We start from the raw sequence: 12837 nt of genomic DNA, 5'->3' as shown, positions 1-12837 counted from the left end.
CGCGCTGTCAAAGGCCAGCAGCGGTGTCCGACGATGTTTTACCCCGGATTACGATCATGGGGTTTCCGGGAGTCTGGCGATCACCTTGATCTCGAACTGAAACCCGGCCAGCCAGGTCACGCCCACCGCAGTGATCGTCGGATACGGTGCGCTGCCCCAGAACTCCGGTACCACTTCCCAGATGGTTTCGAAGGTCGATTGTGGATCGATCATGAACACCGTGACGTCCACCGCGTCGGCGAAGCTGCAACCGGCGGCATCGAGGATCGCATTGAGGTTATTGAACGCCAGGCGCACCTGGTTCTGCAGATCCGGCTCGGGCGAACCATCTTCACGGCTGCCGACTTGCCCCGAGACGAACAGAAAACCGTTGGAACGAATCGCTGGCGAATAACGATGGCGCTCGTAAAGCGCATGGCGGGCTGGCGGGAAAACGACGTCGCGCTGGGTCATGGGTGTCTCCATCATTGTTTGGTGGTTGTTGATGGAGTGACTGTAGGGGCTTGCGCAGTGGCGATAAACGCGCAAGCTTGGCGTTCACTGTTTGCAGATTCCAAACAATCCGAGGGTGCAAAGTGGACCGTTTCGATGCAATGCAGGCGTTCGCCCGGGTGGTCGAGGCGGGCAGTTTTACCAAGGCCGCCGAGACCTTGCACATGAGCAAGACCACCGTGACCCAACTCGTGCAGCAACTGGAGGCACGGCTGCGGGTCAGGTTGCTCAATCGCACCACGCGCAAGGTCAACGTCACTGCCGATGGCGCACTCTATTACGAGCGGGTCATCAGATTGTTGGCCGATATGGACGACGCCGAAACCAGTCTGTCCGGCGCGTCGGCATTGCCCAGAGGACGCTTGCGCGTAGATGTGCCGAGCCCGCTGGCGAGGCTGATTCTGGTGCCGGCATTGCCTGAGTTTCATGCGCGTTATCCGGACATTCAGATCGATATGGGTGTCAGCGACCGCATCGTCGACATCATCGATGAGAACGTCGATTGCGTGGTGCGCGGCGGCGAATTGCTTGATCAGTCACTGATGGCGCGGCGGGTCGCCGATCTTCAGCTCGGGGTTTTCGCCGCGCCGGATTATCTGGCCCGTGCCGGCACGCCGCAGCATCCACGCGAGCTGGAGGACTCGCATCATCGGGTGGTCGGTTTTCTCTGGGCGCGCACCGGCAAACCCGTGCCTTACGCCTTGCACAATGGCAGCGAACACCTGCAGATCAAGGGCCGCCACGTGCTCGCCGTCGATGACGGCAACGCTTACCTTGCGGCAGGTCTGGCCGGCATGGGTGTGCTGTGGTTGCCCAGGTACATGTCGCACGCGCATCAGGCTCGGGGCGGGTTGGTGCCGCTGTTCGAGGACTGGCAACTCGAGCCGATGCCGCTCTACGTGGCGTACCCGCCGAACCGGCATATCAGCCAAAAGCTAAGGGTATTTATCAATTGGATCGTGGAATTGATGGCGCACCATGGCAATGGCCCGGAACTTGCTGAGCCGCGCTCCGGGACTGTCAAATAACTAACGAATAACGCCAACCATGACAGTCGCTTGCTCTGGATGCACCGCTATTCACTCAAGGAGCGTCACCCGTCATGAACATGTACATCGATATTGTCGGCGCGTGCAATTTAAGCTGCCCCTCCTGCCCGATGGGCAACTCGGAAAACGTCAACTTCAAGAAAGCAATGCAAGTCGACATGTTCCGCAAGATCGTCGAGAAGGCCCGCAACGAAGGGGTCGAGACGATCTTTCTGTACAACTGGACCGAGCCGTTGATCCACCCGCGAATCGGTGAGTTTGTCGAGATCATCAATGCCGCCGGTTTGCAGAGCGGTATCAGTTCCAACTTGAACCTGGCCAAGAACATGGAAACCGCCATGCTGGCCAACCCGTGGTTCTTCCGTATTTCGTTGTCCGGGTTTTACCAGGAGACTTACCAGCAGGGGCACGTGGGCGGCGACATTGAAGTGGTCAAGGCCAACATGATCAAACTGCATGAACTCAAGCAGCAACATGGCTTGAGTACGCGCATCGAGGTTTACTACCACCGTTATCTGGACAACATGGAAGAAGAAGGGCTGATGCGCGAATTCAGCCAGAGTCTGGGTTTCGAGTTCTCCACCGGGTATTCAGTGATGATGCCGCTGGAGAAAACGCTGGCGCTGATCGAGCGCGACCCTTCGGTGACGGATACCGATCATGAAACCCTGAAAAGGCTGGCGCTGCCGCCCTTCGACGATCTGGTCAATCTGGTCCGTCAATATCCCAAGCAAGCGTGCTCGCTCAAGGATGACTGGCTGGTGCTCGACTGCAACGGCAATACCGTTTTGTGCTGTTCCGTTTTCAATCAGACCGAATACCAGGTCGGCAAGTATCTGGACATGCCTCTGGCGCAATTGACCGGCCTGAAGTCCACCCAGAAAAATTGCGCCGACATGTGCAATCGTTGCGCAAAAAACGGCTTGCACATCTACTCGACCCAATCCAATCGGGGGCCGCTGGAAAGTCACGCCGTCAACCGCATTATCGACTTCCAGCGGCGCACGATCATGGGGCTGCCGGTCGAAAGCGAAAAGCTTGGGCGAACCGGCGAAGTCAGTGCGGAGAACTTCGACGAAGCGCAATACCTGCATATGAACCAGGACGTCAAAAACGCGATTTCCACGGGCGCGTTCACCAGCGGTTATCAGCATTACGTGCTGTTCGGTCGTCTGGAAGGCCGGCTCGGTGCGGGTTATCTCACGGTCGTCTGACCGTGCGGATCAGGTCCCGCCAGTTGGCTTGAAAGCCATTCACTGAAGCATCGCGCCATCGGGTCATTCTCGCTGTCGCGATGCGTCAGCAGCGCCCAGTTCGGGCCACGAATGGTTTGCTCCACCAAGGGCTGCAACAGCCCGTTTTCCTGCGCCTGATGGCTGAGCAACTGACTGACCAGCGCAATCCCCAGCCCTGCCGCAGCGGCATCGAGCAACAAGCCCGGATCGGAAAAATTCAGCCCCTGATCCTGTTGCCCGACATCGACGCCGGCCTCCACCGCCCAGTGGCTCCAGTCCATTTCCCGCTCACCGTGCAGGGTCGTGCGTTGCGCGGCGGGCTGCGCCAAAACGCTGGGATGACACGCCGGAAACAGGCGGTCGGCATGCAGCACCTTGAAGCTGCATTCAGCCTGGGAGCTGATGTCGTCGCGCACCGCCAGATCGATGGTTTGCGTGGCCATGTCCGGTACTTCATCGGTGCTGAAAATCCACAAATCGACTTGCGGATGCTGGCGCCGAAAATCCGCCAGACGCGGCAGCAACCAGTGCCGGGCAAACGCCGGCGTGGTGTTGAGCACCAGTTGATTGGGCTTCTGATATTGCCCCAGACGCCGGATGCCGACCGCCAGTTGCTGCAGCATCGCCTGGGTGGTGCTGAGCAGATCGTGGCCGGCATCGGTCAGCGCGACACTGCGACCGTTGCGAAAGAACAGCGGCTGTTCGAGGTACGCTTCGAGGCTGCGAATTTGCTGGCTGATCGCCGACTGAGTGAGGCTCAACTCATCGGCCGCCTTGTGAAAACTGCCGAGGCGCGCAGCCGCTTCGAAGCCGCGCAGGGAGCTGAGCGGCGGCCAGTGCTTGAGCATATCGATAAGTTCCTCTAATCAGTTGTGCGCTAAATCCATCGTTTGTTGGTGCGATTTCAGCGCCGTAGCATTCACCTCACGCCAAATCCCGGCAATTTCCATTGAACACAATGGCTTAATCGAGAGGTGCTTGTCATGCCGCGCAACGAGAATAACAACAACGCTTGGATGATGCCTGCCGAATGGGTGACGCATGCCGCGACGTGGATGGTCTGGCCGCATAACCAGGCGCTGTGGGAGTCGGGCTGGCGCGTGACTCTGCCGCTGGTGCAGGAGGATTTCGCCCGGGTCGCCAACGCCATCGCGCGATTCGAGCCGGTGAAAATGGTCGTTGATCCCTCGGCGGTAGCGAGCGCCAAAGCCCTGTGCGGGCCGAACATCGAGCTGATTCCGCTGGCGGTTAACGACAGCTGGTGCCGCGACTCCGGCCCGAGCTTTGTCTGCCACCCGCAACAAGGGCTGGCCGGTGTCAGTTGGCGCTTCAACGCCTGGGGCGGCAAGTCGGCGCACGACCTGGACGAAAGCCTGGCGCGGCGCGTACTCAATCATCTGGGGCTGGAATGCTTCGGCACGCCGCTGGGCAACGAGGGCGGGGCGATTCATGTCGCCGGCGAGGGCACGCTGATCACCACCGAGTCGGTGCTGCTCAACCCCAATCGCAACCCGGGCATTGGCAAGGCCGAGATGGAAGACATCTTCAGCCGCTTGCTCGGCGTGAAGAAAACCATCTGGCTGCCGGGCGATCCGGATTACGTCACCGGCGACATGACTGACGGTCACGTTGATGGCGTCTGCGCCTTCGCCCGTCCCGGCGTGTTGCTGGTGGATGCGACCCACGACCAAAGCTCGGTGTACGCCGAAGTGGTCCGCGAAAACCGTCGTGCGCTGGAGTTGGCGACCGACGCCCAAGGGCGCAAGTTCGAGCTGATTGAACTGTTTGAAGCCAGCGAAGCGGTGGACAGCGACGCCGAAGTGTTCTGCGCCTCGTACACCAATTTCTACATCGCCAACGGCGCGATCATCATGCCGGCCTACGGCATCGAGGCCGACGAGGTGGCGGCCAAAGTGCTGGCGCAGGCGTTCCCCGGACGCGAAGTGGTGCCGGTGCGCATCAATCATCTGGCCCATGGCGGCGGAGGGGTGCATTGCATCACCCAGCAGCAACCCGCCTGGCCAGTGGAGGGTTGAGCGATGAGCCATCTGACCATCGCCACCACCCAGATGTCGTGCACCTGGGATCTGCCGCGCAACCTCGATCAGGCCGAGCAACTGGTCCGCGACGCGGCCGCGAAGGGCGCGCAGGTGATCCAGTTGCAGGAGCTGTTCGCCACGCCATATTTCTGCATCGAACAGAGCCACAAACATCTGGCGCTGGCCGAGGAGTATCGCGACAGCCGTGTGCTGCAGCGTTTCGCCGCGCTGGCCAAAGAGCTGGGCGTGGTGCTGCCGCTGAGCTGGTTCGAGAGGGCCGGCAACGCCTTCTTCAATTCGTTGAGCGTGGCCGATGCCGACGGGCGCCTGTCGGGGGTGTACCGCAAAACCCACATCCCCAACGCCATCGGCTATCAGGAGAAGGAATATTTCAGCCCCGGCGATAGCGGCTTCAAAGTCTGGGACACCGCGTTCGGCCGCCTCGGTGCGGGTATCTGCTGGGATCAGTGGTTTCCCGAGACCGCGCGTTGTCTGGCGTTGATGGGCGCTGAAGTGTTGCTGTTCCCTACGGCCATTGGCTCCGAGCCGGGCTGCGCGGTGCTGGATTCTCGCGACCACTGGCAGATGACCATGCGCGGCCATGCCGCCGCCAATCTGCTGCCGGTGGTGGCGGCCAACCGGGTCGGGCGCGAAGTGGCGAGCACCGATCAGTCGCTGCAGATGAACTTCTACGGTTCGTCGTTCATCAGCGATCACAAAGGCAAGTTGCTGGCCGAAGCCGACCGCGACAGCACTGGCGTGCTGGTACACAGCCTCGATCTCGATGCGATGCGCGAAGAGCGCCTGTGCTGGGGCATTTACCGCGACCGCCGGCCGGATATGTACGGCGCGCTGCTCAGTCAGGATGGTCGCAATCTTCATGCACGCTGGAACGCTCAAGGGGTTTGATATGACTACGCATCACAAACGACTGCTCGGCGTTCTGGGCCTGGCCCTGACTTGCGTGATCCCGGCGCTGCATGCCGAGGACAAAACCCTGCGCCTGTACAACTGGGCCGATTACTTTGCCGAAGACACCCTGAGCCGCTTTACCGCGGAAACCGGGATCAAGGTGATTTACGACGTCATGGACGGCAGCGAAACCCTCGAGGCGAAGATGCTTTCAGGTGGCAGCGGCTATGACCTGATTTTCCCCGGTGACACCGTCGCCGAGCGCCTGATGCGCGCCGGCAGCCTGATGCCGCTGGACCCATCGAAGCTGACGGCGCTGGCCGACATCGAGCCCGGCTTGCAGAAATTGCGCAGCCACTACGAGCACTCCAGCAAAGCCACCGTGCCCTACACCTGGGGCACCATCGGTCTGACCTACAACGCGGCGCAGATCAAGCAACGCATGGACGACGCGCCGGTCAACAGCCTGGACATGCTGTTCAAACCGGAGCTGGCGGCGAAGTTTGCCGACTGCGGCATTTCGCTGATCGACTCGCCGGATGAAGTGCTGGCGGTGGTGCTCAATTATCTGGGCCGCGATCCGCGCAGCGCGAAACCGGCGGATCTGGCGGCGGCCAGTGAGGTGCTGATGAAGCTGCGGCCGTACGTGCGCAAGTTTCAGTCGCAACCGGTGACCGATCTGGTCAACGGCAACCTGTGCCTGTCGCTGGGTTACAGCGGTGACATGACCCAGGCCCAGCGCACCTCGGACAGCGCTGGCAAGACCACCCGATTCGAATACCGCATCCCCCGCGAAGGCACCACGGTGTGGATGGACACCATGGCGATTCCGGTCGATGCGAAACACCCGGAGTACGCCTACGCGTTCATCAATTTCGTGATGCGCCCGCAGAACATGGCCGCGATCAGTAACTTCACCGGTTACCCGACTTCCAACGCCAAGGCACGGGACAGCGTCGACGCCGCGATGCGCAATAACCCGGACATCTACCTCGACGAGGCAACCTATGCTCGATTGATCCCGGGCAAGGACATCCCCCAGGCCGACATGCGTGCACGGATGCGCACCTGGACCAAATTCAAAACCGCCACCCACCCATGATTCAACGGCCGGCGCCCGGTCGCCGGCCCTTTTCAGGAAAACCAGATATGTCGACGCGTCGTGAATTCATCAAACAGGTATCGGTCGTGGCAGGTGTCAGCGCGGCCATGGGCCTTGGCCTGGCGCCGGGCAGACTGCTGGCGGCCAGTGCGGGGGATTGGTTCATGCCCGACGAGGGTGACAGGCACGAACGCGCCTTCATTGCTTTCGGCGCACAGGATGCGATCTGGGAAGATTTCACCGCCGATGTGCAGGCAGCACTGGGTCGCATCGCCCGCACCATCGCCCGCTATGAGCCAGTCACGGTGTTGTGTCGCAGTGGCGAACGCAGCCTCGCCGAAGAATATTGCGGCACCCGCAACGTCACCTACGTAACCGCCGCGCTCGACGACATCTGGATGCGTGACATCAGCGCCAATTTTGTCATCGACGACAAGGGGGGCCTCGGCGCGGTGGACTTCAATTTCAACGGGTGGGGCGACAAACAGCGGCACAGCAAGGATGCGAAAATCGCCGCACGGGTGGCCGCCGATGCACAGGCGACCTACCTGCGCAGTGAACTGGTGGGCGAGGGCGGCGGCATTGAAGTCGACGGCCACGGCACCGGGATCATGACCGAGAGCAGCTGGATCAACAGCAACCGCAATCCCGGCTGGAGCAGGGCCGATGTCGAGGCTGAATTGAAGGAACGTCTGGGCCTGCGCAAAATCATCTGGCTGCCGGGGATCAAGGGCAAGGACATCACCGACGCCCACGTCGATTTCTATGCGCGGTTCGTCAGGCCCGGCGTGGTGATCGTCAACCTCGATACCGACCCGCAGTCCTACGATCACCAGGTCACGCTGGCGCACCTGGAAATCCTCAGGAAAGCCACTGACGCGGACGGTCGCCCGCTGCAGATCCACACGATTTCGCCGCCGCTCAAGCCGCGCAAGAGCAAGTTCAACCAGAACAATCCTGATTTCGCTGCGGGTTACATCAACTATTTCGTGATCAACGGCGCGATCATTGCCCCGGAGTTCGGCGACAAGGAGGCGGATAAAAAGGCTTATGACCTGCTGTCGAAGCTGTACCCGGAGCGTAAAGTCGAGCTGCTGAACATCGATGCGATTGCTGCCGGCGGCGGCGGGATTCACTGCGTGACCAGTCATCAGCCGCAAGCGTGATTGACTCTTTGGCCCATCAAGCCAACTATCGGCGCATAACAACATGACCGATGGGCCAGACCTTGATCGAACGACGTCAATTCAGCGGAGGCATGAAGGGTAAAAACCTCCGCTATCTGAATGAGCAATCCGCCGAGACCCGCATCACCCGCACCGGTTTTCTGCTGCTGGAACACTTTTCGCTGCCGGCCTTCACCCAGGCGCTGGACACCATCATCACCGCCAACCTGTTGCGCGCCGGACTGTTCAGCTCGCGCACGTTCGGGCTGAGCGAGGGTGAGGTGATCAGCGATCTGGGGCTGGTGATTCGCCCGGATGCGCGGATTGACGCCGCCAGCCTTGCGGATCTGGACTTGCTGGTGGTGTGCGGCGGCTACCGCACTGAGCTGAAGGCCAGCGAGGAGTTGAACAGCCTGCTGCGCTCGGCGGCGGAGCGCGGGGTCAGTCTGGCCGGTTTGTGGAACGGTGCGTGGTTTCTCGGCCGCGCCGGACTGCTCGATGGCTATCGTTGCGCGATCCACCCGGAGCATCGCCCCGCGCTGACCGAAATTGCCAAAGCCACCCAGGTCAGCAGCGAACCTTATGTGATCGATCGCGACCGGCTCACCGCGTCGAGCCCGTCCGGGGCTTTCCATATGGCGCTGGACTGGATCAAGAGCCTGCACGGCAAGGCGCTGGTCGAAGGCATCGAGGACATTCTGGCGTTCGAGGAGTCGCGGTATCGGCGGATCAAACCGGATGAAAACCTCTGCGTCAGCGCACCGTTGCGCGAGGTGGTCAAACTGATGGATGCCAACCTCGAAGAGCCGCTGGAGCTGGAGCAACTGGCGGTGTACGCCGGTCGCTCGCGGCGACAACTGGAGCGCTTGTTCAAGGAGCAACTCGGTACCACGCCGCAGCGCTATTACCTGGAATTGCGCATCACCGAAGCCCGGCGCCTGTTGCAGCACACCGAGCTGTCGCAGATGGAAGTGCTGGTGGCCTGCGGTTTCGTTTCGCCGAGCCATTTCAGCAAGTGCTACAGCGCGTTTTTCGGTTATCGACCGTCCAGGGAAAAACGCCTGGTCAAATAGACCGAGGCGTTTTCTGCCTTCGACCTCAGAGGTGATCGGCGTCGATCACTGCCTGAGCAAACGCCTGCGGATCTTCCTGCGGCAGGTTGTGGCCGATGCCGCCGTTGATCAGGCGGAACTGGTACTTGCCGGTGAAACGCTTGGCGTAATCCTCAGGCGCCGGGTGCGGCGCGCCGTTGGCATCGCCCTCGAGGGTGATGGTCGGCACGCTGATGGATGGGGCGCTGGCGAGTTTCTGCTCCAGCGCCGCGTATTGCGGTTCGCCCTGCACCAGGCCCAGACGCCAGCGGTAGTTGAACACGGTGATCTCGACGTGATCGGGGTTTTCCAGCGCTTTGGCGCTGCGGTCGAACGTGGCGTCATCGAAGGCCCATTTCGGTGAGGCGAGCTGCCAGATCAGCTTGGCGAAGTCGTGGGTGTTTTTACGGTAACCGTCCCGGCCACGGTCGGTGGCGAAGTAGAACTGATACCACCACTGCAATTCGGCCTTGGGCGGCAACGGATTTTGCCCGGCAGCCTGATTGCCGATCAGGTAGCCGCTGACTGATACCAATGCCTTGACTCGCTCCGGCCACAGCGCCGAGACGATGTCCGCCGAACGTGCGCCCCAGTCGTAACCACCGAGCACCGCTTGCTTGATGTTCAGGGCATCCATGAAGTCGATCACGTCGCTGGCCAGCGCCGCAGGCTGCCCGTTGCGTGGCGTCTGATCGGAGAGGAAATGCGTGTCGCCATAACCCCGCGCATACGGCATCAGCACCCGATACCCCTTGGCGGCGAGCAACGGCGCGACCTCGTCATAGCTGTGAATGTCGTACGGCCAGCCGTGCAGCAGAATCACCACCGGCCCCTGCGCCGGGCCGGTTTCGGCGTAGGCCACATCCAGCAGCCCGGCCTTCACATGCTTGAGCGGACCGAACGGCGAGGGCGCGGAATACCTGACGTTGTGGTCGCCGGTTGCCGGCTGCGCGGCGGCGGCCGTTGGCATTTGCGTCGCCGCCAGCGCGCCGAACAGCGCCACGGCGAGGATGTTCATACGGTTGAATGCTGCGTTTTTCATGCTGAAGTCTCCTTGGCAATCCTGTCGGGGGCAGGTGCGGGCTGAGCCCGGCAAACCTTGCAGGCATTTGAACGCCGGCACGTATCTGGCCTATGTCGAAAAAGCGCGGTGATTCAAGTTCATGTATCGCCGGGGTGTCTGTACACACTGTGATACACAGCCGGTGTGCTTTGTATGGCCGTGTATCCAGCTCTGCACGTGATACACGGCGAGACCAAACGCGGGTTTTTCGACACATGGCCGCTACACCCGGCAGTCACAGTGCAGGCCTTCACACCATGACTGTCGAGAGGGCAATTGCATGCAACGCACACTGATTCTGGCCACTGTGGCCGCACTGGTTTCATTCACCGGCCTGGCGCAGGCGGCAGACGCTCAGGCCATGAGCTGGCAGCAGGGCTTGAGCCGTACCGACCTGATTCGTCAGGACCTGGGCGACGCGGATCGCGAGGTGATACAGGCACGTATCGATTTCGAACCGGGTGTCACCGCGCCGCGGCATGCGCATCCGGGTGTCGAAGTGGCGCACGTGGTCAGCGGCACGCTGGAGTATCAACTGGAGGGGCGGCCGGCGGTCACGCTAAAGGCCGGTGACTCGCTGTTCATCCCGGCAGGCGTGGCCCATGTGGCGAAGAACGTCGGCCAGGACCAAGGCGTGGAACTGGCGACCTATGTGGTGAAAAAGGGCCAGCCGCTGCTGCAGCTGAAACCGTGATCGGGCTTATCTGGCGCGCAGCAACTTGCGGTAATCCACCGGCGAAATCCCGCGGGCCTGACGGAAGGAATGGCTGAAAGAACTGGCCTGCGAGTAACCCAGCATCAGGGCGATGTTCATGATGCTGGTCTCGGTGCGGCGCAGGTAATGGTCGGCCAGTTCCATGCGCATGGTTTCCAGCACCTGATTGAAGTTTTCCCCTTCGGCCGCCAGTTTGCGCTGCAAGGTGCGCGGCGAAATCGCCAGCTGCCGGGCCAGGCTTTTCAGGCTGAAATCACCGGTTGGCAATTGCTCGGTGAGCAGCGCGCGCAATCGATCCGTCACCGAAAACGCCGGATACGACAGGCACAACTGCCAGTCGGCCTCCAGCAGCATGCTGCGATGCATGCGCGGGTCGGCGCCCTGGATTCGTGTAGAGAGTGTCGACTCGGCAAACACCAGCGCATTGCAACCGGCCTCGAACTGCACCGGACAACCAAAGAAGTGTTCATACAGCGCCGGTTCGCCCACCGCCGAATGCATCATCCGGACTTCCAGCATCGGCTGATTACTGGCGATCAACCAGCGGCCGAACGCTGCCCAGCCGACCATCAGCGCTTCCTGATGCAGGGCGCAATAGGGCTCCAGTTCACTGATGCGTTGATCTTCGAGGGTCACGCGGCCGTCGCCGATGACGATTCGGGTCTGGCTGGACGGACTGTCGTAAACGATCTTGCCGAAACGCAGAATCATATTCAGCGATTCGCCCAGTGTCGCGCTGGTCATCAGCACATAACCCAGTACGCCGTAGGTGCCCGGGCGTACGGCGGCGCCGACCAGCAGGCCGAAATGCGGCAGGTTGCTGCTGAGCGCCGCCAGTTCCAGCAAGGCACGCAGTTGGCGCATGGGAATGCGCACGATCGAGTCAGACAACTGCTCGCGTGAGAGTCCGGTCTGCTGCAACAGCCAGTCGCCATCGCAGCCGTATTGTTCGGCGACATCAAGGACGTGGTTAACGAAGGCAGCGCTGGAAGTGGCGGGTCGCATGGGGGGAGGGGAAGTCCGGTAATCCGGTGATCTTGCTTTTCCGAAAGGTGAAGAAAGCGACGTCGCCAAGGCGCGCGGCGTCAATAGACCCTACATGCGCCCGATCACCGGAATACCGGTGCCAGTGACGGCCGACGCTTGTTCCGAGATCAGAAACAGAATGACCGCCGCCAGTTGTGCGGGCGTCACCCAGCGCTGATGCTCGGCGTCGGGCATGGCTTCACGGTTTTGCGGGGTGTCGAGCACGCTCGGTAGCACGGCATTGACCGTGATGCTCATGTCCTTGAGTTCTTCGGCGAGGCTCTCGGTCAGGCGCAGTACGCTGGACTTCGACGCAGCGTAAGCGCCCATGCCCAGCCCGGCCTTCGCCGCCATGCTCGATCCGATATTGACGATGCGTCCCGCCGAGGATTGCAGCAGCAATGGCAGCAAGGCTTTGCTGGCGTTCAATGCGGTTCGAAGGTTCAGCGAGTAGAGCCGATCCCAGGCCTCTATCGCACTGCCCAGCAACGGCTCCCACGCATAGCCGCCGGCGCCGTTGACCAGGGCGTCGAGGCGTCCGAAATAGCGGTTGATCTGGTGGGCGACTGCCTGGCAATCGGCAAGGGAGGTCAGATCGATGCCGGACAGGACCAGTCGATTGTGGGAACTGGGCATCGCCATCGTCGCCTGATCGATCAGCACCAGATCCGCGCCCTGGGCTGCGGCCATGTCCGCCAGGGTCTCGCCGAGATTCCCCAAGGCGCCGGTAATCGCCACAACGCGCCGTGAGAGTGACTGAGTCATCAAGAGTCCTTTCCTTTTTAAGGGCGCATACTCTAATGATATCGGTGGCCCGTGGCATGCTTTTGGATGTCAACTTGTTGTGCAAAAGTGCCAAAATTTTATGCTTGGCAACACATCACGAAAGGGTCGTGAAACAGGCGTCAGAAAGTTGGCTTCTTACGGTGGGCGCCAAGCGGATTCTG

Annotated in this window: 13 protein-coding genes; 8 read left to right on the top strand and 5 right to left on the bottom strand. The window is 61.2% G+C overall.

Annotation, left to right across the window (positions count from 1 at the left end; genetic code table 11):
- Positions 1–54: 54 nt before the first annotated feature.
- Positions 55–453, bottom strand: coding sequence for a RidA family protein (locus tag HDC30_RS23725; protein WP_103367575.1), 399 nt, complete (start codon positions 451–453; stop codon positions 55–57).
- A gap of 122 nt (positions 454–575) precedes the next feature.
- Between HDC30_RS23725 and HDC30_RS23720 the strand changes: the two genes are divergently transcribed.
- A complete protein-coding gene (locus HDC30_RS23720) occupies positions 576–1520 on the top strand; it encodes a LysR family transcriptional regulator (RefSeq protein ID WP_183785310.1) in 945 nt (314 codons plus the stop codon).
- Positions 1521–1594: 74 nt separating this feature from the next.
- Complete coding sequence (locus tag HDC30_RS23715) at positions 1595–2755, top strand: radical SAM protein (protein WP_096796861.1); 1161 nt, start codon at positions 1595–1597, stop codon at positions 2753–2755.
- Here the strand turns inward: HDC30_RS23715 and HDC30_RS23710 are convergent.
- Positions 2737–3624 (bottom strand): LysR substrate-binding domain-containing protein, encoded by an 888-nt coding sequence (locus tag HDC30_RS23710; protein ID WP_183785308.1) that lies wholly within the window; start codon positions 3622–3624, stop codon positions 2737–2739. The two genes, HDC30_RS23715 and HDC30_RS23710, sit on opposite strands and share 19 nt — an antisense overlap.
- 135 nt (positions 3625–3759) lie before the next feature.
- Between HDC30_RS23710 and HDC30_RS23705 the strand changes: the two genes are divergently transcribed.
- Genes HDC30_RS23705 through HDC30_RS23685 form a run of 5 tightly spaced genes read left to right on the top strand, consistent with a single transcriptional unit; the run spans position 3760 to position 9068 of the window.
- Positions 3760–4812: an agmatine/peptidylarginine deiminase gene (locus tag HDC30_RS23705; protein WP_183785306.1), complete on the top strand. Its 1053-nt coding sequence runs from the start codon at positions 3760–3762 to the stop codon at positions 4810–4812.
- A gap of 3 nt (positions 4813–4815) precedes the next feature.
- Positions 4816–5724 (top strand): N-carbamoylputrescine amidase, encoded by a 909-nt coding sequence (aguB, locus tag HDC30_RS23700; protein ID WP_183785304.1) that lies wholly within the window; start codon positions 4816–4818, stop codon positions 5722–5724.
- Position 5725: 1 nt separating this feature from the next.
- Positions 5726–6829, top strand: coding sequence for an extracellular solute-binding protein (locus tag HDC30_RS23695; RefSeq protein WP_183785302.1), 1104 nt, complete (start codon positions 5726–5728; stop codon positions 6827–6829).
- Between the two features lie 47 nt (positions 6830–6876).
- A complete protein-coding gene (locus HDC30_RS23690; protein WP_183785300.1) occupies positions 6877–7995 on the top strand; it encodes an agmatine/peptidylarginine deiminase in 1119 nt (372 codons plus the stop codon).
- A gap of 50 nt (positions 7996–8045) precedes the next feature.
- On the top strand, positions 8046–9068 hold the full coding sequence (locus tag HDC30_RS23685) for a GlxA family transcriptional regulator (RefSeq protein ID WP_183785298.1): 1023 nt from the start codon (positions 8046–8048) through the stop codon (positions 9066–9068).
- Positions 9069–9093: 25 nt separating this feature from the next.
- Here the strand turns inward: HDC30_RS23685 and HDC30_RS23680 are convergent, their stop codons facing one another.
- Positions 9094–10128: an alpha/beta fold hydrolase gene (locus tag HDC30_RS23680; protein WP_183785296.1), complete on the bottom strand. Its 1035-nt coding sequence runs from the start codon at positions 10126–10128 to the stop codon at positions 9094–9096.
- A gap of 301 nt (positions 10129–10429) precedes the next feature.
- Here HDC30_RS23680 and HDC30_RS23675 point away from each other — a divergent pair, with 301 nt between their 5' ends.
- On the top strand, positions 10430–10843 hold the full coding sequence (locus HDC30_RS23675; protein ID WP_183785294.1) for a cupin domain-containing protein: 414 nt from the start codon (positions 10430–10432) through the stop codon (positions 10841–10843).
- Between the two features lie 6 nt (positions 10844–10849).
- On the opposite strand, the gene HDC30_RS23670 is transcribed toward HDC30_RS23675, so the two are convergent.
- Together HDC30_RS23670 and HDC30_RS23665 are read right to left on the bottom strand one after the other, a co-directional pair.
- Complete coding sequence (locus HDC30_RS23670; RefSeq protein ID WP_027613830.1) at positions 10850–11869, bottom strand: AraC family transcriptional regulator; 1020 nt, start codon at positions 11867–11869, stop codon at positions 10850–10852.
- A 90-nt stretch (positions 11870–11959) separates the two neighbouring features.
- Positions 11960–12655, bottom strand: a complete 696-nt coding sequence (locus HDC30_RS23665; RefSeq protein WP_027613831.1) for an SDR family NAD(P)-dependent oxidoreductase — start codon at positions 12653–12655, stop codon at positions 11960–11962.
- Between the last annotated feature and the right edge of the window lie 182 nt (positions 12656–12837).

The organism is Pseudomonas sp. JAI115, from assembly GCF_014200835.1.
GTDB lineage: Bacteria > Pseudomonadota > Gammaproteobacteria > Pseudomonadales > Pseudomonadaceae > Aquipseudomonas > Aquipseudomonas putida_A.
The sequence above is the reverse complement of the archived record's forward strand: the minus strand, read 5'-3'. Positions and strand labels throughout refer to the sequence as shown.

Bases quoted from the DNA above. Each gene is read 5' to 3' on its own strand.
- HDC30_RS23715 (WP_096796861.1), top strand. From the start codon at position 1,595: ATGAACATGTACATCGATATTGTCGGCGCGTGCAATTTAAGCTGCCCC.
- HDC30_RS23695 (WP_183785302.1), top strand. From the start codon at position 5,726: ATGACTACGCATCACAAACGACTGCTCGGCGTTCTGGGCCTGGCCCTG.
- HDC30_RS23680 (WP_183785296.1), bottom strand. From the start codon at position 10,128: ATGAAAAACGCAGCATTCAACCGTATGAACATCCTCGCCGTGGCGCTG.
- HDC30_RS23665 (WP_027613831.1), bottom strand. From the start codon at position 12,655: ATGACTCAGTCACTCTCACGGCGCGTTGTGGCGATTACCGGCGCCTTG.
- HDC30_RS23725 (WP_103367575.1), bottom strand. From the start codon at position 453: ATGACCCAGCGCGACGTCGTTTTCCCGCCAGCCCGCCATGCGCTTTAC.
- HDC30_RS23705 (WP_183785306.1), top strand. From the start codon at position 3,760: ATGCCGCGCAACGAGAATAACAACAACGCTTGGATGATGCCTGCCGAA.
- aguB (WP_183785304.1), top strand. From the start codon at position 4,816: ATGAGCCATCTGACCATCGCCACCACCCAGATGTCGTGCACCTGGGAT.
- HDC30_RS23675 (WP_183785294.1), top strand. From the start codon at position 10,430: ATGCAACGCACACTGATTCTGGCCACTGTGGCCGCACTGGTTTCATTC.
- HDC30_RS23710 (WP_183785308.1), bottom strand. From the start codon at position 3,624: ATGCTCAAGCACTGGCCGCCGCTCAGCTCCCTGCGCGGCTTCGAAGCG.
- HDC30_RS23690 (WP_183785300.1), top strand. From the start codon at position 6,877: ATGTCGACGCGTCGTGAATTCATCAAACAGGTATCGGTCGTGGCAGGT.
- HDC30_RS23685 (WP_183785298.1), top strand. From the start codon at position 8,046: ATGGGCCAGACCTTGATCGAACGACGTCAATTCAGCGGAGGCATGAAG.
- HDC30_RS23670 (WP_027613830.1), bottom strand. From the start codon at position 11,869: ATGCGACCCGCCACTTCCAGCGCTGCCTTCGTTAACCACGTCCTTGAT.